At 43.5% G+C, this 22204-nt stretch carries 16 protein-coding genes; 7 read left to right on the top strand and 9 right to left on the bottom strand.

Annotation, left to right across the window (positions count from 1 at the left end; all coding sequences use genetic code 11):
* Positions 1-35: 35 nt before the first annotated feature.
* The 3 genes from NXS00_RS20400 to NXS00_RS20380 all read right to left on the bottom strand — a co-directional run bounded on the left by NXS00_RS20400 (position 36) and on the right by NXS00_RS20380 (position 8115).
* Positions 36-2396: an Ig-like domain-containing protein gene (locus NXS00_RS20400; protein ID WP_308709564.1), complete on the bottom strand. Its 2361-nt coding sequence runs from the start codon at positions 2394-2396 to the stop codon at positions 36-38.
* A gap of 96 nt (positions 2397-2492) precedes the next feature.
* The gene (locus tag NXS00_RS26890; RefSeq protein WP_308709562.1) at positions 2493-7001 is read right to left on the bottom strand and encodes a glycosyl hydrolase family 18 protein; all 4509 of its coding nucleotides are present in this window, start codon (positions 6999-7001) and stop codon (positions 2493-2495) included.
* 199 nt (positions 7002-7200) lie between these two features.
* The gene (locus NXS00_RS20380; protein WP_258101122.1) at positions 7201-8115 is read right to left on the bottom strand and encodes a DUF6807 family protein; all 915 of its coding nucleotides are present in this window, start codon (positions 8113-8115) and stop codon (positions 7201-7203) included.
* 78 nt (positions 8116-8193) lie between these two features.
* Here NXS00_RS20380 and NXS00_RS20375 point away from each other — a divergent pair, with 78 nt between their 5' ends.
* Entirely contained in the window at positions 8194-8670 is a 477-nt protein-coding gene (locus tag NXS00_RS20375) for a hypothetical protein (RefSeq protein ID WP_258101121.1), read from the top strand.
* 58 nt (positions 8671-8728) lie between these two features.
* Here the strand turns inward: NXS00_RS20375 and NXS00_RS20370 are convergent, their stop codons facing one another.
* The 4 genes from NXS00_RS20370 to NXS00_RS20355 all read right to left on the bottom strand — a co-directional run bounded on the left by NXS00_RS20370 (position 8729) and on the right by NXS00_RS20355 (position 15330).
* Positions 8729-9079 carry a 5-carboxymethyl-2-hydroxymuconate Delta-isomerase gene (locus NXS00_RS20370; protein ID WP_258101120.1) on the bottom strand — a complete coding sequence of 117 codons (351 nt, stop codon included), beginning with the start codon at positions 9077-9079 and terminating at the stop codon, positions 8729-8731.
* Positions 9080-9189: 110 nt separating this feature from the next.
* A complete protein-coding gene (locus tag NXS00_RS20365; RefSeq protein WP_258101119.1) occupies positions 9190-13620 on the bottom strand; it encodes an efflux RND transporter permease subunit in 4431 nt (1476 codons plus the stop codon).
* Positions 13621-13628: 8 nt separating this feature from the next.
* A complete protein-coding gene (locus NXS00_RS20360; protein ID WP_258101118.1) occupies positions 13629-14660 on the bottom strand; it encodes an efflux RND transporter periplasmic adaptor subunit in 1032 nt (343 codons plus the stop codon).
* A 100-nt stretch (positions 14661-14760) separates the two neighbouring features.
* Entirely contained in the window at positions 14761-15330 is a 570-nt protein-coding gene (locus tag NXS00_RS20355; RefSeq protein ID WP_258101117.1) for a Crp/Fnr family transcriptional regulator, read from the bottom strand.
* Positions 15331-15699: 369 nt separating this feature from the next.
* Here NXS00_RS20355 and NXS00_RS20350 point away from each other — a divergent pair, with 369 nt between their 5' ends.
* The 6 genes from NXS00_RS20350 (at position 15700) to NXS00_RS20325 (ending at position 21248) form a co-directional block, all read left to right on the top strand.
* Positions 15700-15825, top strand: a complete 126-nt coding sequence (locus NXS00_RS20350; RefSeq protein WP_258101116.1) for a hypothetical protein — start codon at positions 15700-15702, stop codon at positions 15823-15825.
* A gap of 868 nt (positions 15826-16693) precedes the next feature.
* Positions 16694-16906 carry a hypothetical protein gene (locus tag NXS00_RS20345; protein ID WP_258101115.1) on the top strand — a complete coding sequence of 71 codons (213 nt, stop codon included), beginning with the start codon at positions 16694-16696 and terminating at the stop codon, positions 16904-16906.
* 302 nt (positions 16907-17208) lie between these two features.
* The gene (locus tag NXS00_RS20340; RefSeq protein WP_258101114.1) at positions 17209-18312 is read left to right on the top strand and encodes a slipin family protein; all 1104 of its coding nucleotides are present in this window, start codon (positions 17209-17211) and stop codon (positions 18310-18312) included.
* A gap of 147 nt (positions 18313-18459) precedes the next feature.
* Positions 18460-18984, top strand: coding sequence for a tetratricopeptide repeat protein (locus NXS00_RS20335; RefSeq protein ID WP_258101113.1), 525 nt, complete (start codon positions 18460-18462; stop codon positions 18982-18984).
* Positions 18966-20387: an RtcB family protein gene (locus NXS00_RS20330; protein ID WP_258101112.1), complete on the top strand. Its 1422-nt coding sequence runs from the start codon at positions 18966-18968 to the stop codon at positions 20385-20387. Before NXS00_RS20335 ends, NXS00_RS20330 begins: the two co-directional genes overlap by 19 nt.
* A 192-nt stretch (positions 20388-20579) precedes the next feature.
* Positions 20580-21248, top strand: a complete 669-nt coding sequence (locus NXS00_RS20325; protein ID WP_258101111.1) for a peroxiredoxin-like family protein — start codon at positions 20580-20582, stop codon at positions 21246-21248.
* Positions 21249-21292: 44 nt separating this feature from the next.
* Here NXS00_RS20325 and NXS00_RS20320 read toward each other — a convergent pair whose 3' ends face one another.
* Both NXS00_RS20320 and NXS00_RS20315 read right to left on the bottom strand, forming a co-directional pair.
* Entirely contained in the window at positions 21293-21616 is a 324-nt protein-coding gene (locus NXS00_RS20320; RefSeq protein ID WP_258101110.1) for an ArsR/SmtB family transcription factor, read from the bottom strand.
* Entirely contained in the window at positions 21609-22058 is a 450-nt protein-coding gene (locus tag NXS00_RS20315; RefSeq protein WP_258101109.1) for an SRPBCC family protein, read from the bottom strand. The genes NXS00_RS20320 and NXS00_RS20315 overlap by 8 nt, the downstream gene beginning before the upstream one ends.
* Positions 22059-22204 lie beyond the last annotated feature (146 nt).

The following is a 22204-nucleotide window of genomic DNA, read 5'->3' as shown; positions in this document are numbered from 1 at the left end:
GACCACTGGGGCAAATTCAATTGATTTTGAGTCAGTTATTCCTTAAGTAGTTTGAAAGTCTCACTTTTTTCGCCATCTATCATTCGAATGAAATACATGCCGGTATTCAGTTCGCTGGTATTGAACATAGACTCATGAATGCCTTTCGCTGTAATACCTTTTCGAAGAACCTTGATTTCTTGTCCTAACTGGTTGTACAATCCAAGATAGATTTCTCGCTCTTCAGAAACAGTTAGTGTAAGTTTTACCTGATTGACAAATGGATTTGGTCCAATGGTTAAGCCGTCATGAAGACCTAAATCTTTCTGGGTCGTTCCCAATGTCCATCTTGATGATGGAAGAGCATCCAGGTAAGCTCGGTAGTTATTCGAAAACTCATATCCGAAGTTTATGTCCCAGTTGATGGACCAGGTCATCATGCCTCTGAAGCCTGAGTACCCTCCAGAATTGATCAAAGTATAATTGCCTCCATAGGAAATGCCTTTTATTAGGTAATCCAACGCTTGCTTCACGGTATTTGGGTTGGTGTATCCACCGCCAGCAGCAGATGGCGATGCAGGTAAGCCTATAGCTAGCTGATCTTCTCTGAAAGGAGGGAAGGCTGTCGGATTACCAGCTACTGAGAATCCTTGCAAGAGCATTTCGCCCATTGCTACCTGGAAGTCCGCAGTTCCTTGTGAGTAACACTGATTGTCTAGTCCAAGCATGCATCCGGTGTTGTAGTGCTGTACATGGATAAGCGCCATACGATCTTTTAATGCATACAATACTGGCAAGTAAGCACCGAAGATGCCTCCATAAGTGCTGTAACCTCCCTGCACATAAGCAGTTTCTGGAGCAGCTGTCAGTACAAAGTCAGATCCATAGTTGTTGAGTATTGTTTCCATTCCCTGAATGAAATAAACCACTCTAGGAGAAGCTGGGAATCTAAAGTCTGTATCACCAGCACCAAGAGAAAGTGAGCTTCCTTCCAGATCTATATCTAATCCATCAAAACCATATTCATTAATGATATTGATCATGGTAGAGCTAAAGCTTTGAGCATTTGCAGCATTTTCGATATGGATGGTTCCATTAGCACCACCTATAGAGATCAATACCTTTTTGCCCTGGCTTTTTAGGTAAGCTACATCGTTTTTGAACTCCTGAGTGGAGGAATAAATTGCATTGTCAGGAGTAAAGGTCATGCTAGCTCCGCCCTGGGTGGTTGGTTCTGCGAAGGCAATGTTGATCACATCCCATTTGTCCGAAACGTCACGTAGTTTTACCACGCCAGACCCATTGTCAAAGTTGTGCCAGTAACCCACCATTACTCTGTCTGGGAGGGCAGTGTTTGGATTACCTCCATCAGAAACATTGATGTATACCTGACTGGAAGTAGTGGTAGCGCTTTCATTGTCGGTAGCAATTGCTGTGATCGCATAGCTGCCTATAGCTACGCTGGTCCATGAGTAGGTGTATGGAGCTGATGTGTCTTCACCAAGTAAGTTTCCATTCTGATAAAAGGCCACTTTGGTCACGCTTCCATCACTGTCAGAGGCACTTGCCTCAATATTTACCGTGCTACCTGGAGTAACTGAAGCCCCGTTAGACGGACTGGTGATGCTGACGTCTGGAGCTAGATTGTCTCCTCCTGTTCCACCACCACATTCGCTGACAAGTGTCCAGGCATCTTGCCAGTGTGCTCCAGTGCCAGGCTCGTAAGCCCATGCAGAGCCATTACACCATCCTGAGTTAGGATAGTCTCTACATTGGTAGATGTTTCCGTTATTGCTAACCTCACTACCTGGCGAATAACCACCATTTTCCACATAGGAGGCTGTTCCTTCACAGTCTCCACCGCCACCGGTGTTGTCTGACTGTACGGTGATGGCAAGGGTCGAAGAGGTGGTAGAAGCGCCATCATTGTCAGTAGCAGTAGCTGTCAGCGAGTAATTCCCCGCAGCAACATTGGTCCAGCTATAGCTGAATGGGCTGCTGCTATCTGTGCCTAGTAGGCTACCATTTTGATAGAAAGAAACACTAGCAACAGTGCCATCTGAGTCAGATGCCGATGCGGAAATAGTAATGTTTTCTCCTTCGGTAAAGGAAGTGCCAGTAGTGTTGATGCTTACGGTTGGAGCGCTATTGCCACCACCTGTACCACACGTTCCGAGGCTGGTCCATACTTGCCATTGACCGGAGTTGCTGGCTGGGTTTTCATTTTGTGTCCACCAGTTGGCTTCATAAGCCACATTGTTGTATTGCACCCTTGTGTCTCCTGTGTAGACGCCAGAGGAAGTCCAAACCGGTAAGCTGGAGCAGTCTACCTGGGCTTGCACCAATTGGGTAATCAAAAAGGAAAGCAGTATCAATAGGATATTTGCCTTCCTGTCAAATGAGTAAAGAGTTTTCATAATCTGAGGTTTGTTTGAAGTGAATGGCGATGTAGAAAGGAAAGGTGACTCAAAAGCTTATGAGACTTTTGATGTCACCCATCCATTTCCAAGTTTTTATTGTTTCACCATCTTAATGGTTTGAGTGTCGCTTCCGATCTGGATTTTACAGAAATACACCCCTTCCGGGAATCCAGTAGCGTTGATCGAGTGGTGGTGAGTTCCCTTGCCAATCGTTCCAATTTCCTGATGGAACACTTCTTTTCCTGCCGCATTGTAGATGGTCAGATTCACAACATTGCTGTTTTCCAGCTTAAAATCAAGCGTGAATGAATCGCTGAATGGGTTCGGATAAGAAGTGATGTTTAACTGAGGAGTTTCTCTTGCAGAAGTTCCCAGTCTGGCTCCTGCGCCACATGTTCCCAGGTTGGCCCACACATCCCAAGATGCTGAGTGCGTATCGGGACTTTCGTTTTGCGTCCACCATTTTGCACGATACAGTGTGCCGTTTTGCTCTACTTCGTCATCTTTTAGGTATACAGCGCTAGCGCTCCAAGTTGATGCATTACATACTGAAGATCCTGCAGTGATCGTCACTTGCTCACTATCAGTATTGCCTTCATTGTCAGTAGCTGTAACCGTGATGGTGTAGCTGCCATCGCTTGTTGGAGTCCATGAAGCAGTATAAGTTCCATCTGATCCAGAAGCGTTAATGGTTTGTCCATTCACGTCAAAAACCACACTAGTGATGCTGCCATCGTCTGAAGCGTTGGCAGTTAGCGTTAGTGCAGTGCCTGTAGCCACAGAGCTGCCATTGGATGGACTGATGATATACACGCTCGGGTTACCTCCGCCACCGCAGTTGTCTGGAGCAGCCTGATAGATAGCATTAAGCAAAGACAGAGAGTTGTTGTTGGTAATGTCTTGAGAAATCTCCCAGATCATGATACCAGACGCCTGACTTTCGGCCAATGCTGTTTTCTGCTGAATAGTGGTGATTCCGTTGTAGTAGTCGCCATTGTAAGTGTCTGCATATGGATCAGCTCCTTCGCTCACCAATGTTGCGAAGGATTTCCAGGATGGTCTGGCATAGAATGGTACACCCAATACTGCTTTCGATTGTGGTAAACCACGTCCTAACCAGTAGTTTAAAGTAGAAGTGGCATAGCTGTAAGGAGAGTGTGTAGCTCCGCTACCACCATCATAAGCCATCAGGTTCAGGAAGTCCACGATTGGGAACACACCATCCAAAATACCGTCAGCATAATATCCTTGCGCTGCAACTGCTGCAGTTAATAGTTTTCCGTTAGCATGCATTGTGGTATTCAACACTTGCATCATCGCCAGGTAATCTTGTGGAGTGTTACCTTCTCTTGGGTATTCCCAATCGATATCTACACCATCCAGATTGTATTGATTACATAAGCTGAGGAGGTTGCTAGCAAAGTTCTGACGACCAGTTGCATTGTTTGACATTGCTTCAAAGTCTGCATTGTTCAAATCAGACCATCCACCAACAGCGATGAGTACTTTTACTCCTTGTGCATGTGCTTGCGTTACGATAGACTGTAGCTTGGCTGGTTGCTCTACAGCTGTTAATCCACCGGTAGTAGTAGGTCGGATAAAAGCGTAGATGATGTGCGTAAGCTTATCATATTGAATGGCATTGGCAGAACCACTCCATGAAGGCATATAACCAACTATTTTGAAATCAGAAGAGCATCCACCTACCGAATTGATTGTGACAGAAACAATAGCGGAATTTCCAGTCGCACCTTCATTGTCTGTAGCCACTGCAGTTAGACTGTAGCTGCCAACTGTTGGAGACCAGGTGTATGCATAAGGTGCAGAATCGTCTTCACTTACTTTCGATCCATTTACAAAGAACTCGACTTTGCTGACTGATTCATCGTCATTTGCGTTTGCAGTGACGCTAATCGTTGATCCTTCATCGAAAGATGATCCAGCGCCTGGTGCAGTTATGCTTATGGTAGGAGCAGGGTTATCGTTCGTAGAAGTTACTGTTACGGAAACTGCCGCAGAGGTTCCGCTAGCATTGTCATTGTCTGTTGCTACCGCAGTGAGGCTGTAAGTACCCGCACTTGCAGTGGTCCAGCTGAACTCATACGGAGCTGAGGTGTCTTCACCTAGAAGTGTTCCGTTTTGGTAAAATGCTACTTTAGCTACCGTGCCATCACTGTCAGATGCACTCGCTGTGATAGCAATAGTCGCACCTGCTGCAAATGATGCGCCATTCGAAGGAGTGGTAATGGTAGTAGTTGGAGCTACGTTTTCCTCAGTGTCATCACATTCACCACTTAGAGTCCATGCATCTTGCCAGTGAGCACCAGTACCAGGCTCATATGCCCATGCAGCACCATTACACCATCCGGAATATGGATAATCTTTACAAGTATAGACTGATCCATCGTTGTAAACTTCGCTGCCTGGACCGTAACCACCGTTTTCTACATACTGAGAAACGGAAGAGCAATTTCCGCCTCCTTGACTTTCTACTGTAATCGTGATTGCAGTAGAAGTGGAAGTAGCTCCTTGATCATCAGTAGCTATAGCTGTCAGAGAGAAGCTGCCGGTCATAGCTGGTGTCCAATTCACCGAGTATGGGCTGCTGGTAACCGTGCCGATACTTGTGCCATTGGCAAAGAACTCAACAGCGGCTACTGATCCATCACTGTCAGATGCCGTTGCGGAAATGTTTATTGCTGAGCCTTCTGAGTAAGTGGCGCCATTGGCAGGACTGGTAACACTCACCGTTGGTACCTGATTAGGTACGTCACCTACGGTTACATTGACTGTAGTCGAAAATGCTGTGCCTCCTTCATTGTCTGTAGCTTTGGTTTTCAGTGCGAAACTTCCTTCCTGTGCATTGGTAATAGTGTATTCGTAAGGAGCAGAAGTGTCTGTGCCGAGCAGGGTGGAGCCTTCATAAAACTCTACTGATGCGATGCTGCCGTCAGGATCACTAGCGGAAGCTGAAATAGTGATGTTGTCACCTACCTCATAAGTGGCGCCATTAGTTGGCGAGGTGATAGAAGTAACAGGATTGACATTGCCACCAGTGCCACCAGCCGCAAATTGCTCATTGACTTTGTTGATGAGTTCTGAATCAACATCTGACCATCTTTTGAGCTTGGTGCCGAAATTGGTCACAGAACCGCCGATTTCCAGGTCTCCATAAACCGTCCAGACGATCGTTCCGCCAAGGTTATTATTGACAATATAGTCCGCTTTAATACCGATAGACTTTACATCATCGTAGCTCAGGAAGAAGTTGCCTTTAGTCAGGTACGGTACTTGTGCCTGGTTGTCCCAATGACGTGTCCAGCCGCTACCGCTGCCTAGTGCTTGTTGCTTGATGTAGTAATAGTTAGGTGTGCCGTCATAAACGTCTCTTGGCCAGTTGGTAAAGTCAGAAGCTGTGGAAATAGGTCCGTCAGGCTGTACTGTTTCCTGTCTTTTTAGTGTTGGAGCGTTGAGGGCTGCAGTGCCGTCAGTTACCACACCTCTCCCATAAAATGGAATACCGAAGTTGATTTTGGCAGCAGGAACGCCATAAGACATCAGTGCATTGTAAGTCGATTGCCAGTTGAAAGTAGGAGATTCTGCACCGTCATAGGAGTAAACTGGTGCGTTGTGACCTGCAATGTCAGAAAAACCGCCATTGAAGTCATACGTCATCATGTTGAAATAGTCTATCGTATTGGATAATGCTGCCCAATCGAATCCGGCCAGCTTTACAGGGTCTGCAGAGAATGCTGCAGTGATTAATTTGTCGGGGCCAATAGCCGCTCTGATTTCCTGCACGAGGATTTTGAAGTTCTCAAAATCAGCTTGGGTGCCCGTAAAGTTCATGCCTGAGTATGGGCCGGGGTATTCCCAATCCAGGTCTATACCATCAAATCCTGTGTTGATCAGCTTTTGACAGTCTGCCACGAAAGTTGCTCGTTTAGCAGGGTCGGCGGCCATTTCTGGGAAGTGCTTACACATACTCCATCCGCCTATAGAGGCCATTACTTTTACGCCATTTTGGTGAGCTAGTTCGAGCACGCCAGGTGCACCATCTTCCTTGTGAAGAGGAACAGGCAAGTTACCGCTCAGTCCCCAGTCTGGATGCGACCAGCTGGTGCCGTTGACTTGTACGTCAAAGCCCTGTGCGATAGCACGGTCTGCAGCAGCCTGGCTGATGTATTGGATCGGGTCAATCTCTCCGAAGAGAATGTGCATGTCCCAGCTACTGTAGATGTCTGTGAAAAAGATATCACCAGGCTGCTGCACGGCACCAGGTTGGTAGATGTTCTTGTTGCGTAGATCTCCGCTGTGTAGGGATCCATCTTGTGCTACACCAAAGAATGAGTAGTTCAGAATGGTGTATTTCGAATAATCAATATTGAGGTGAGTCAATGCTCCTTGCGCTGGTAAGCCGGCATTGGCTGCTTTCCAGGCGTCCCAGTTGGTGATATACCCAACTATTTGTTTGTTGTGGTCCGCGGTGGTGTTAGGTCCGCCGGTGTCCACCTGGGCAATGGTTTGTAGACCAAAAGACATAGTAAGTCCAAGTAGGAAAACTTTCCAGACCCCGGTCATTCTAGCATAAAGTTTAAACATAGTAGCTCTAGTTTTTGCGTTTGAGTAAAACAGACTAGCTACATGTTATCGCGATAAATGAGCTGTGGTGGAAAAAGGTGAAAGTAAGGTATAAAACAGTTAGTTACCGCTAAAATTAATTAGCTGAACGGCAGTGGTTTACTGCTAAATGACATTCCATTATATACAAGCGTGGTTGGGTTTTGTGTTGTAGATATTCTTATTTACAATAACTCTTAAATAGCTCGTTTAATACATTAGCCTCTAGCCCCTCATGAACCAATAATCGATATTTTAATACTGTGGGTGTAGTATTTGAAAGACTTACAGGTGTTGCTCCGGGATGTGGATACACAGCATTTTGCATACTATTCTTTGATCTGAGAATCCATGGATTAGGATAGCCTGGATTTTGTGGATGGCTAAAAATGGTTATTCCTCCCAAAGTTTCGGAATAAATATCCATCCAGCTATTAGCTTCTACAGGTAAGTTTTGAGGAGTGACAATACCATTGGGATCAGTGAAGACCACATCTGCAGGGAGTTTAACTCTCGGAGAAAATCCGCCATAGCCCTTAGCATCTTCCGATCCACCGATTCGCATATTGGGTTCTAAGCCCAGAAGGGAGATTTCTAAATCAATGGCTCGGTAGTCTTCCTGTTTTGGTTGAACGGTTATTGTAGTTGTTTCTTCAACTATTGGTTTTAGAGAGCCGTTCTCATCCGTCCAGAGTGGGGATTTCCATAACACGTGCACTTTGATGCTTTGGGATTCATTGAGGGATAATACTGTTTCTACATCGGTAACTTCCCAGCTGAAATCTTTGATTTCCCATCCATCACCAATTCTTTTGTCTCCGATGTAAAGTTGATGCCATGCCCAGAAAATGCCTCGATGATGTGGATGATCTTCAGGGAAGTCTTCGGTTAATATTTCACCTCGCAAGTTATAGAGTGGATGAATGTAGTTGGATCGGGTGTATTCTCCATTCAGTGACTTTGGAGCTGTTTGATAGAAAAGGATAGTGTCTGCGTTATCCGTAAATAGAATCCCTTCGTCGGATATTTCTGTTCTTATTCCTTGAGCATAGGAAAGCAGAGGAACTAACAAGAAGGTAAATAGGAGCGTTTTCATTCTGGTTGAGTTGTGTCACGTGAATGTATGTAAAAGTAATGAGTCTGATGTCTAAGCTCGATCATCTACCTTTGCCAGATGATTACAGCCACGATCAAACAGATTAAAGACGAACTAAAGTATAAAGAGAAAGAAGAGCTCGTAGAATTGTGTTTGTCCCTAGCCAGGTTCAAGAAAGAAAGCAAAGAACTACTGACTTATCTGCTGTTTGAAGCGCAGGACGAAGCGAGTTATATCTCTGGAGTGAAAGCTGAGATTACCGAAGGATTCATGGATATGAATACTTCGAATATTTACTTCGTGAAGAAGAGTGTTCGTAAAATTTTAAGGGAAACGAAGAAGTATATCCGCTATTCCAAAAACAAGCATACCCAGGCGGAGCTGATCTTGCATTTTCTCTACGAGCTTAAGAATGCCGGCAGTTATCTCAAGAAGAGTACCCAGTTAAAGAACTTGTACAATCGTGAGCTATTGTCTACCAAAAAGGTAATTAAGTCTCTTCATGAAGATCTTCAGTTTGACTTTGAAGTGCAACTGAAAGAACTGACTGTTTAAAGTTGTAATTAATGAGTTTGGTTTTTCAGTGATATTGCTAAAGAGAGAATCTTACTGGTTAACTATTAATCATCCCCTTGTTGAAGTAATTGGCTTTTTCAAATTCCATCACATTCATGGAGATAAAGGTCGTGTCAGGGATTAGTTGGTTCAATGCCGTAACTACTACTTCAGAAAGTTGTTTTTTCTGTTCGTCTGTTCTGCCTTGCATGATGTAGCCAAATACATGGAGAAATGAATCTTGTCCCTCTGCTAAACGATAGGTCTCGAAAGGTCTAATCCGTACTTTGATGTCCCCCGGTGTAAATAGCTTGGTTGACTCTGCTGCAGCATAAACGGTATTCATTAATTGCTGGGTAGAAGTCTGGCTTACCACATTGGCGGAACATTCGATGATCAAGTGAGGCATGGTATGTGGATTTTAAGAGACCATTAAAACATACGAGGCTAGCTCAAAGAGGTTAGTAGAAAAAATAAAAGTATCCAGATCTGATAAGGATCAGGTCTGGATGTTTTATGTTAATAAGCTTGTCCGGAAAGAACGTTCAGGTTTGTTTTCGCTATTCGGTAACTGAGCTGTGCAGCGTACAAGTCTGCTTCTGCTTTGGTTAGATCCGCTTGAGCTTCCATTAGTGTAGGAGTGGTGCTGAGTCCATTCTTCTTTCGGTTTTGCTCTAACTGATAAGCTTGCTTGCGGTAGTAAACCACCTTTTGTGCAACTATAATCAGTTGCTCTGACTGTTTCAGTTCACGATAAGCAGCTCGCACTTCGTTAGCCAGTTCTTCTTCCGTGTTTTTTAGATTTTCTGCCGCTTGATACTGTTTTAGTTTTCGCTGTTTCAGGGTCTGACTATTGCTAAACACATGTTGCAGGTTCCATTGTAGAGAAATACCTGCAAAGGCAAAGTTGTCAGGCAAAAGAGATACACCATCCTGATAGGAATAACCACCAACCAAACCCAGATCCGGGACATAAGCATTTTGCGATGCTTTCACGCCGAGTAATGCTTTGCTGCTGGTGAGTTGGGCAATCTGTAGTTCGTGATTGCTGGTTTTCGCTTGCTGCACAAAGTCCTCTGCGGAAGCTGATTCTGGGATAAATTCCATAGAGACTTCTTGTATCTCCAGGCTGTCCGAATGGTGTGAACCCATAAGGTGCTTGAGCTCTTCCTGATAGTTGGTTAGTGAGGTAGTTGCTTTGAGAACCTTCTGTTGCTCATCGGCTATTTGCGCCATCAAACCCGCAATGTTCACATCGATGATTTTACCCGCATTTACAGCGTCTTCCGCTTCGCCAAATTGGGATTTAGCTAATTGAAGTCTAGTTTCAGCTTCCTCTTTTAGTTTTTGGGCAATCAGAATACCGTAGTAGAGTTTTTCCACTCCCAGCTGAATTTGCTGAACAGCTTGATGCTTTTCTTGTTCCGCAATGCTTACTTCAGTTTTGGCCAGGTCTACTCCAATTTTGATTCGTGAGAGTTGAGAAATGGGTTGATAGGCCATTGCTCCAACAGTGAAAAAGTTGTTTTCGCCTAATTCATACGTTTGATCAGCTTGAGGAAGAAGTACGGTTCCACTCTGCATGGGCAAAGCACCTAGTGCTCCTTGTGGGATCGTCAATGAAGGTAAGTTGGGCATGTATAAATAGCCACCCATTACATTGACAGTAGGGAAGTACTTGATTTTGCTTTCACTCACCATGGACTGGTGTTCCTGTATTTGCAGTTCCTTGATGGTTAACAAATGATTGTTGATTAGAGCCGAGTCAACAGCCATTTCCAAACTGATGGGCGTTGATTGTGCAGAGGATGGAGTAGGGCTAACCAATGCAAGACCCACAGCAATCAAAGGAATCAACGCTTTTGCGATAGACGCTGAGTTGTTGAAAAAGGCTGGTTTGTCTTTTTCTCGCATCCAAACGGCATAAAGAACCGGTACCACAATCAGTGACATGAACATGGAGAACAATACGCCCACAGCAATCACGCTGGCCAAGGGACTCCACATGGGTGAACCGGAAACAATCATCGGAATTACTCCGATAGCTGCAGCACTTGCTGTTAGGAAAATCGGCCGCAATCGGCGTTTACCTGCTTCAATGGCTGCAGTTTTCATATCCGTACCTTTGGCCATCAATTCATTGGTGTAATCCACCAGGATGATGGCATTTCTTACTACTATCCCAGATAAACTAATTAGCCCGACAAAGGCAGTAAAACCAAAGTTGTTTCCTGTAAGGTGAAGGCCTGCCAAAGCACCAAACAAGCTCAGCGGGATAGAGAACATCACAATACTGGATTCTTTCAGGTTTTTGAACTGAAGTAGCAGGATCAGGAAGATTAGTAAAAGACTGATCGCTAGTGCGACTACCATCTGACTGAAAGTCTCCTTTTTGTTTTCATGCTCTCCACCGATTTCCAGGTGATACCCATGAGGTAAATCGATCTGGTTGAGTTCAGGACGGATGCTTTTTAGCAGTTGTGCTGGCAATACTTCCGCTGTGGTTTCACTACCAACTGTTAATGTGCGCAGGCCATTTCGGTGCATGATGCGGCCGATGTGCCATTGTGGTTCCAGATTTGCTACCTGACGAAGCGGTACTGGTGCTCCGGTTGCCGGAGATGGTAAGTAGGTGTCTTGTAGGTCTGTAAAAGTTTCTCGTTCCTCATCTTCCAGTCTCAATACAATGTCTACCGGATCTGACCCTTCATACATAGTGGTAACAGGTGCGCCACTAAAACCTGTGTAAATGGTTTGGGCGATGCTTCCCGTGGTAAAGCCCAGACGGCTAGCTTCATTGTTCAGTTGAATTGCTACTCCAAACATGTTCTCACCAAAGTCAGTATGCACCAATCGACTGCCAGGTGCTTTTTGAAGAATGGTTTTTACTTCATCTCCGATTTTTCGAAGGGTGTTGAGTTCAGTCCCCACGATTCTGATTTCAACAGGAGATTTCGTTGGGGAGCCTTGTTGCATCAGTTTGGCTTGTACTCTCGCTTGAGGGAGGAGAGTACTCATTTGCTCATTGAGCTCCGTGCTTAGCTCTTCAGCAGTAGCATCGGTGGTTGTATTGATCAATATTTGTCCATAGTTGCTGACGGGAAACTCTGGAGCAAAATTGTAGTAAAAACGTGGTGCACTCGACCCAATGTAAGAAGTGTAATTCGTAACTCGCTCATCCGATTGAATCAGGTTTTGAAGTTTGATAACTGCCTCTTCTGTTTCGTCCAGTTGGGTTCCGGTTGGCATCCAGAGCTCCACTACAAATTGGTTCCGTTCTGCAGCTGGGAAGAACTTTTGCTTGATAGTGGTGTACAAGCCTACTGCCAGGAATATGCTCAGTATAGACGAAATCAAAGTCAGCTTTGGATGCTTCATCGCCCAGCCCAATGATCGGTCATAGGCGTCCTGCATGTGATCCAAGACGGATTTACGCTTCCTGGTTTCCTGATGATCTGGATTGTGCAGTCCTTTTTTGATGAATGCATAACACAGTATTGGAGTCAAAATCATGGAAACGATGAAGGAGGCTGTAAGTGCTATCGCAACAGTAATTGGTAGTGCGAAAATGAATTCACCAACGGAACCTGTTAGGATAATCATCGGTAAAAACGCTGCTATGATGGTGGCTGTGGCTGTAAGGATTGGAACAATCAAGTCAAATGCACTTCTCCAGGCGGCAGTCCATCGTTCCACGCCTTTGTCCAGTAGCTCTACATAGTTGTCCGCTACCACTATGGCGTCATCCACAACCATCCCCAAAACAACAATAAGGGCTGCCAGAGAAACCTGATGCAACTCTATGCCAAAGGCGTGAAGCAAAGCGAAAGTGGCTGCCACGGTCATTGGGATGGCGGTTGCTGCTACTGCGGCAATACGGAATGGCATGAGTAAGATCACTACAATCACCACCGAAATGATAGCCAGGAAAAACTCTTTAAAGAAGTGTGAGATGTTCTCATCTACAATCTGTGGTTGATTGATAATGGTATTAAGCGAATAGCCAGTTGGCAGTTGCGCTTTGAATTCATCCAGTTTATGCTGGACATTTTCTCCGAATTCCACAATGTTGTTACCTGCATGCATTTCGATGGCCAGCATCATAGCATTTTGACCATTGATGAATGTTTTGGTGCGCGGATCTTCATACACGCGCTTTACTTCGGCAACATCACTGATTCTCACCACGTCTCCAGCCGAGGAGGTTCCTATGATTTGATTGGAGATCTCGTCTTCTGTGGTGTAATAACCGTTCGTGTAGAGTGGTACTTCCAGCTGACCCGTTTTCACACTTCCGGTAGCATTGATGGAATTTTGCGAACGTAGTACTTGTATAACCTGTGTTAGTGGGATGTCGTATTGCGCTAGTTTTTCAGAATTGGATGAAATGATCACTTGCTGATTTTGTTCTCCAATCCGTTTTATTTTGGATACAGCGTCAATGGTGCGTAGTTCGTCTTCCAGTTTTTCAATGTGATTTTTCAGCTGAGCGTAATTTCCGCTCTCAGATTCTATTCCGATAACGAGTGCTTTGGTATCACCAAAATCCGTATTGACAATAGGTCCAATCACTCCTTGTGGTAGATCCATTTGTCTGGCAAGCAGCAATTCATGTTTGAGTTTATTCCAGAAAATATCCGGTTTTTTGATGTTTTCTTCTAGCTCTACATTCACTACTACCACTCCATCACGTGTGGTGGAATAAGTTTTTTCTTTTCGAACTTCTTCAAATTGAAAAAGGTATTGCTCCACTTTTTTGGTTACCTGATCTTCCACTTGCACGGAGTTGGCACCAGGATAATAGGCGATAACCAAGCCCTGACGAATGGTGATTTTAGGATCTTCTCGTCTAGGCATGTGCAGTAGCGAGTTGATACCTATGGCAAAAGTGATAACCAGTATCGTCACAGTAACCTGTGGATACTTCAAGGATGCTTTAATAAAATTCATGCCTCAGATTATTTTGAAATGTTGATGGAGCTGGCATCTTGTAGGTTTTCCTGGCCACCAGTTACAATCCATTCATTCGGGTTGAGCCCAGATAGTATGCTGATGTTGTTTTGTTGGATGGCTCCAATGGTCACCTTGCGTTTGTAAGCTTTCTTTTTTTCTTTATCCGCTACATAGACATAGTGGGTATTGTCCATGTTGGTTAAAATCGCTGAAGCTGGAATGGCGATTTTGGATGATGTAGTAGCTTCTAGGATCTTCACTTCGGCAACCATTCCTGGTCTTAGTTTTTGATCCGGGTTAGGTAAGTCAATTTTGATGTTGAATGTCCGAGTGGTTGGTTCTGCTGCGGCACCAATTTGTGTTATGCTTCCTTTCCATGATTGACCTAGTGAAGGAATTTCTACCACACAAGTGTCACCAAGATGTATGCTATTTAATTCACCTTCTGGTACAGATGCATTCACCTGCACCGTGTCTATGTCAGAAAGCCCAAAAATTCTTGTTCCCTGACCAATGATCTCACCTGGTTCGGCGCCTCGTTTGAGTAATACGCCCGAGATAGGTGCGTGCAAACGAGTGTCTTTCAGGTTCTTTTCTTGCAGTAGGTAGTTGGCCTTTGCCTGTTCTAGTCCGCTGCTGATTTTAACGAAATCACTTTCTGATAAACTGCCAGATTTGTGCATGGCTGAGAGTCTGTTGTATTCATCCTGAATCTCATCATATTTAGCTTTCGCGATATTTCTGGCGAGTTGGTAACTGGTTGGATCTAAGGATGCCAATAGTTTGCCTTTTTGAATGGATTGACCTTCTTCCAGGGTTACCTGATTGACTTGTCCAGCTACCATAAAAGCCAATTGAACTGTTTGCTGTCCCATCACATTGCCACTAATGTTGATGGAGTTTTCAATGGTCGATTCTTTGGCCTGTTGAGTTATTACAGGGATTGGGGTTTCTTCTTTAGTTGTGGGTTTGTTGCATGCTACTAGCAAAGTCATTAGACTAAGAAGGAGTGTAGTTGAAAAGAATGAATTGTTCATGCGAAACGTATGTGTTTTTGCTTGTTTAACTTGCTCGCAAAGTTCCGTTTACGTTTCGAGAATGTTTTTGACAAAAGTCAAAAAGTGCGGTTTAATTGATTTAAAGCCGTACTTTGGATCTCACTCTGCTCAGAGTTGCCTGATTGATGCCCAGGTAAGAGGCGATGTGTCCCAGTGAAACACGTTGGAGGATGGAGGGTTGATTTTCGAGAAGATTTCTGTAGCGTTCTTCTGCGCTGTAAAACTGCAGTGAGATGATTCGCTGCTCCGCACTGAGAAGAAATTCCCGTAAAACACTATGGTACACTTTGTCCAATTCTGGAAATCTGGAAAGTAATGCTTCAAAGTCAGCAAACCGAAGTACGTACAGCGATGAGTCCTCCATTGCTTCGATATTGTAGAGGCTTGGAGTCTGGGTGTAATAGCTATTGATGACACTGGTGAATAGGTTTTCTCCAAAAAACTGGTAGGTCACATCTTTAGCGTCCCGATCGTGATAGAAAAACCTTAGTAAACCCGATTCAATAAAGTACAGATGCTTACATACTTTACCCGAAGGATGAATGATACTTCCTTTGGTATAGTGTTTCTGCTCAGTGAGCTCATCTATCGCCTGCATGCAGTCAGCTGAGAGTGGTGTGATTTGAGAAAGTACTTCGGTAGGTTTCATGAATGGTAAAGATCCTGATTTGCATTGCTTAATGCAATCTTCATGGTAAATACTCTTGATGATTGTCTATTGGAAGTGAAGTAAGTATTGTTTGAGTGTGTTAGCGAAAGAAGAATATTTGTTAGTATTCAAAATAATATTTGGTTTTTAAAAATCCTTTTCCGATTATTGCATCACAATTAAAAATAGAACAAATGCGTCAATTTATTCAACATATAAAAGCAGATAGTAACCCGGAAGGGATGCTATTAGTATGCTATGATGGATATTGGCCTGGTGAAAGTTGATTTATCATTACTAAAGATATTGAAACCCAGGCCTTCCAGTCTGGGTTTTTTGTTGCTTATGGATTTGGTGAAAATACATATCGTGCAGAATAATATTTTGTTTGCGACTGAAAGTCGATGGGAGAAGTATGTCCAGTCGGAATTACGTGCAGACAGAGATGAAAATGATGGAAAATCGCAGTTGCGAATGAAAGGATACTTTGTGTAACATATACTGTTATGTGCACTGAGAACCCCGATTCGCCAACTGGCGGGTCGGGGTTCTTTGTTTTAAAGTTGATTGGTCTAAGGGTTAGGATACCAGAATCCTGCCGGGTAGGTTTGGCTCTGGGGGTGGTAACGGTTCGCCGCTGCGATTCGAATCTATCATCGGCTGCAATTCGCTTGGGAGGAGGCAGAACGAGTGTCTTCCTTAAGTTCAGAGAGTGGGTGGGAACCACAAGCTGAGTTTCGTTCGCTCAGTGATGTTTGTAAAAGCTCTGTTTATAGAAGCGAGAGGTCGTCCATGGATTGTGGTGATAGTGAAATCCATGCGACGATCTAAATGGGAGTGCAGTTATCTTGGAAAGCTGTCATTTCGAGGAACGAGAAATCTTTCTTAAAAGAATTGTGGAGGTCATAATTCAAGGAAGATTCCTCCTAATGTCGGAATGACATCCTTACACTAAGGTATGTCGGAAAATGATTGCTGTATTCATAGGGATCATTTTGAAGTAAGTTCGAATCTTACTACTCCCACTGGAAAAACCGAAAGGACAAAGACCAGATGAGTGTTTCTGTAAGGCACCATAGTGTCCGCCATTAGGTGGAGATATGCTGCTTTGGCTGGAGGGTTTCCAATCACGTTGTAGGTCGAGGGTTCGATTCCCTCTCCTGATGTAAAAGTTAGGATAGTTCAGTCTGGTTAGAACAACAACTCTGTGAATGTCGTGGGTTCGAATCCCATCTTTATCGTGCCTGTAAGGTTGGATACTGTAGCTCAGTTGGTAGAGCACCACAATTTGGATGTGGAAGATGAGCTTAAAATTCATCATTCAAAAAAGAGATGCCTACTCTACAAAAGGCGCCTATAGAAAATGATCGCAGTGATCCTTGGTAAGGTTCACCGTCATAGTCTTACTGAAAAGTCTGAAAATGGCTTTGAGTGTAAAGGATATCGTGGGTTGATCATTGGGTACTTCAGGTTTGCTTCTGTGTGGTTGAAAGCAGGGAAGAGAAGCATGAATGAACTGTCCATTGAAATATCTGCTCAATTTGATACTCCGCCAAATTTTCAGATGGACCGCTGAGATCATTTTCTTTTAAATGAAAACGATTTGTCATCTCGACCTGTCTGCCGACTGGCAGGCGCAGGAGAGATCTTTCTTGTGCTGGCGGGATGACAATTAAAAATATTATTGGCCAATAGTGATAGCTCTTCTGGGTCTGGTGTTGAATCAACTTGATTCACCCCAACCGAACGTCGGCCCGGCCTAAATAGAGCAAATTGATTCAAGCTTTTCCCATTTAGGGGCGCCTGGCTAAGGGTGATCTGAAAGATCGGGGTAAAAAAGCTGGAATCACATGTTTAATTATTTAAATGTGTAAACAAATGTTGAATCGAGTAAAAATCAACGTAGGCTACGTGGGACTAGTGTTTCGCGGAGGTGATTACCAGCGAGTAATCACAGCAGGTGTTTACTGGTTGTCTCCATGGGAGACTGTTCGTGAATTTAATATGGCTCAGCCATTTCACGCGCCAGTAAATCTGGATGTGTTGCTCAAGGATGAGGAGCTAGCATCACTATTGGACATTGTCAATGTAAAAGATGGTGAGCTATGCCTGGTTTATGAAAATGAAAACTTCAAGCATGTCTTGATCCCAGGTCGATATGCATATTGGAAAGGATTGATTGCCTTCAGATTTCAGATCCTGGATTTGACTTCTGTCGATATTAAAGAAGATGTGCCAATTGCTATTTTGGAAAAAGTAGAAGTAGCGCGGTATGTCCGAATTCTTACAGTAGAAGATTACGAAAAGGGAATGCTTTTCGTGGACGGTAAATTCGATCGGGAGCTAGGTGCAGGTGTCTATTACTTCTGGAAAAACAGTACGCCATTAAAAGTGGTAAAAGTGGATCTGAGAAGTAGACAAATGGAAATCAATGGTCAGGAAATCCTGACTGGAGATAAAGCCGCACTTCGAGTGAACTTCATGGTGCAATACAAGGTCAATAATGTGACAAAAGCTGTCATTGACAACAAAGACTATGAAAAACAACTCTATGTGTTGGTGCAGCTGGCGCTTCGAGACTTTATCGGAACCTACACGCTGGATGAAACCCTTGAAAGAAAGGAGTCTATCTCAGCGTTCGTGATGAAAGAGATTCAGGCGAAAGCTGCGGATCTTGGAGTTGTGGTGCAAGATTGTGGTGTGCGAGATATCATCTTGCCAGGCGAGGTGAAAGAAATCATGAATCAAGTGTTGGTGGCGCAGAAAAAAGCGCAGGCCAATGTGATCATGAGACGGGAGGAAACAGCTTCTACTCGGAGCTTGCTCAACACTGCAAAATTGATGGAAGACAATGAAATGTTGTGGAAACTCAAAGAGATGGAGTATGTAGAAAAGATCGCTGAGAAAATTGGTCAGATCACTGTTTCCGGAAACGGACATGTGGTCAACCAACTCAGAGAGATTTTCGCTCCAGCTAAATAATGGAATGCCTTGAATTTTTGATTGTCATTTCGAGGAACGAGAAATCTAACTAATTGGATTGTGAATCTCATGATTCAAGATAGATTCCTCCTTGCGTCGGAATGACAGCTTTAGAGGGCTTTAAGGCATTCCTTAATTCTAAAACCAATGAAAATTGTAGATCAAACCATAGAGCAATTAATAGATATCGCCATAGATGCCATTTATGAAGGAGAGTATGTGAAAGCACGAGGCTTGATTGACTCGGCGCTATGTGATGAACCGGGTTATCCGAAGTTGCACAGCACTTTGGCCTGGATGTATCATTATCACCAGGAAAACTATGGGTTATCCGAGCGACACTACTTGCTTGCGATCCATTTCGATCCGGACTATGAATATGCATGGAATGGATTGATGGAGTTGCTATTGACTCAAAAACGTTATGCGTTTTTGCAAAGCAAACTATTAATAGCTCGAAAAAATGCTCAATTGGATCAGGAGTACATCCTGCGAACCATGGGCAAGATTGCTGAACGTCAGGGTAAATTTCCTGAAGCTATCAAATATTATAGAGAAGCTTTGATGGAGTCTACTGACAATAACGACTCAGCAGAATTGAAAAAAGATGTAAAACGAATTCGCATGAAGCGATTCAAAACAATATTTAAAAAATGGCAACCACAAAGTTGACAGGAAAAGAGCTGAGACAACTTGGTTACCCCGAAGGAAAAGTGATCGGGACGGCCATGAAGGTGTTGGAAGCTCATTTCAAAGGAAAAAGTAAGAAGCATAAGCTAGAGCTATTGCAGAGAGTGTTGGAAAATCCGGCGTTTTACCAAAAGCATGAGTCTCTTGGACCTGTTGCTAAAGGTTTGATTATCAAAACCGAACACAACAAAATGCTGGAGTTGAATGCCTCAAGAATTCCGTACCAGACGTATGGTGCTGAAGGAATCGAACAGGGTGCGGTTCATCAGATGGAAGTGGCAATGAAATTGCCAGTGACACACTCTGGAGCGTTAATGGCGGATGCGCATCAGGGATATGGTCTGCCGATTGGTGGTGTATTAGCAACTAAAAACGCGGTGATTCCTTATGGTGTAGGAGTGGATATTGGTTGTAGAATGTGCATGACCATTTATGATCTGCCTCCATTGTTTCAATATGATGCAGTCTCCGACTTCAAGCAAATGCTGGAGGATAACACTCGATTTGGAAATGCGACTTTCAGAAGACCGATGGATCATGAAGTCTTGGAGAACAAGTCTTTCGGTGAGATCAATATTCTGAAATCCTTGAAGGATAGAGCGTATTCTCAGATCGGTTCATCTGGTGGCGGAAACCACTTCGTAGAGTTTGGAGTAGCGGAGCTTCTAAGTGATGAGAATGACTTGAAATTACCAAAGGGTAAATACCTAGCTGTATTGTCACATTCTGGTTCCAGAGGTTTAGGTGCGAACATCGCTCGACACTATACCAAACTGGCTATGGATAAGTGTAAACTTCCATCGGAGGCGAAGCATTTGGCCTGGTTGGATTTGGATACCGAAGATGGTCAGGAGTACTGGATTGCGATGAATCTGGCAGGGGACTATGCATCTGCTTGTCATCATCAGATCTATGAACGAATGGCTAAAGCCTTGGGCGAACAACCTCTAGCGCTGGTGGAGAACCATCACAACTTTGCCTGGAAAGAGCAGGATGCTGATGGTGAGGAAATCATTGTTCATAGAAAAGGAGCAACTCCTGCAGGAAAAGGCGTGCTGGGAATTATTCCGGGATCCATGACTGCACCCGGTTTTATTGTGAGAGGAAAAGGGGAGCAAGCTTCCATCAATTCCGCATCGCATGGAGCAGGTAGAGTCATGTCCAGAACAAGAGCCAAGCAAAGTCTATCCAGAGATGAAGTGAGAAAGCATCTCAAGAAAGCTGGTGTGACGGTGATTGGGTCTGGATTGGATGAAGCTCCTCAGGCCTACAAGGACATTCATCAAGTGATGAAGCAACAAGTAGATCTGGTAGATGTGCTTGGAACGTTCACACCGAAAGTGGTGAGAATGTGCGGAGGCAATGAATTTGCTCAGAGAGATTAAAAAGGGCCGGAAGGGGCCCTTTTTTATTGTTTCATATTTAATAGGTTGCCATTAAAAACCTAAAATGTTCCACAAAAGACATTTCATAGCGTCATTTCACCTTTCAGGAATTTTTACCTCAGATTAATGATTGGGCTTTTATGAGCTCCAGATGGAGATATCATAGCGAAACTCCTTAATTATACCTTAATCATGCAGGAAACAACTACCATTAACTATCGACAAAATTTAGATCATTTAAAGGAGCAATTGAAAACCATGTTGCCGGATAAAACGAGAAACGATTTTGCTACGTACGAACAAGAATTAAATCAATCATATCCTAACCCACTTCGATTACACGAAGGCGATCGGGCTCCAGACTTTATCTTATCTGATGGTCATGGAAATAGGGTGCGATTAAAAGATCAGCTGAAACATGGTAAGGTGGTTTTGGTGTTTTATCGTGGGGAATGGTGCCCGTATTGCAACCTTCAGTTGAATCTCTATCAAAGAACTTTGGGTGATTTAGAGGCTCTGGGTGCTTCTTTGTTGGCTGTCTCTCCGCAGCGTTTAGATAAATCTCTATTAATGCAAAAGAAACATGATTTGCGATACTCCATTTTGAGTGATCCGGGAAATCATGTAGCAAGACAATATACTACGATTTTTAAGTATTCTGATGAAGCAGTTGATACATTAAAGGGATTGGGCTATGACTTTGAAACTTTTTATGAGGATAAGTCGAAGGACTTACCTGTTCCTTCAGTATTCATTATAGATACAGATCAAACGGTACTTTGGGCGAAGACTGAAGGAGGAGATTACAAAAATCGGGTTGATCCTACTGATATTTTGTATGTTTTAAGAGCGCGTCGTTAAGTAACGGATTTCATGATAAAGCTGAAGGTTAATGCTTTGATGAATTAACCTTCTTCATTTTTCTTAAGTAACATTTCTAGGTTGCCCAATTCTTTGGTCCAGAACTCTTCGAAGTAATTAACCCAGTTCTGTATTTCTTCAAATCCCTTCGAGTTAAGACTGCATACTCGTTCTCTGCCTTTGTTCTCGATGTTGATGAAGCCTGTGTCTGCTAATACCTTTATGTGCTTGGAGATGGCAGGTCTGCTGATGTTAAAAGAGTCTGCTATCGTGTTGATGCTCTTCTTTTCTTTGGTCAGCATCATGAGTATTTCTCGTCTACTGGTGTCGGCAATAGCAAGAAAGCTATCGTAAGTTGTTCTAGACATTGACTATTTGTTCATTAATGAATTTTCTAAATCGTTTATTGAAGATCTTCATCCAGCCTTTTTCCATGATGAAAGCTGTGAATGCACCTTTGAATCCTTCAAATCCAGTATGAGATAAATGTAATTCGGTGCCACCGTCCACAGAGGTCAACTCATAAGTAACAATCGTGTCCAGGCTGAGTTCGCCAGGTTTTGGACCACCTTTAAGTGAATAAGAAAGCTTCTGGTTTGGAACTACTTCCAATACTTTCAAATACATAATTCCATCCCAACCTCTTCTGGGCTTTTGTTGCTCTGTCCATTCAAAACCTTCTCTAGCTTCAAAAGGTGTTGTTTTGTGAATAGAACTCCATTGTCTAAGAAGTTCAGGATCAGTTAAATATTTCCAGATAGTTTCGGTAGGATATGGGTAAAACCAGTTTAGATGGATTTCCTTTTTCATAATACGTAATTTAAAAGTTACTCAATATTATATGTAACTTTTGAGTTACGCAAAATATTCGCTGAACTTTTTAATATTGCTCTGCTAACATTATGTATTCCAAACTTTTTGTTTAAGTTGGTGTGGTTTTTCATTAAACAGGCGAT

The sequence above is a fragment of the Marinoscillum pacificum genome (assembly GCF_024714495.1).
GTDB classification, from domain to species: domain Bacteria; phylum Bacteroidota; class Bacteroidia; order Cytophagales; family Cyclobacteriaceae; genus Marinoscillum; species Marinoscillum pacificum.
Note: the sequence above shows the minus strand (reverse complement) of the source record. Positions and strands in the feature narration are given on the sequence as shown.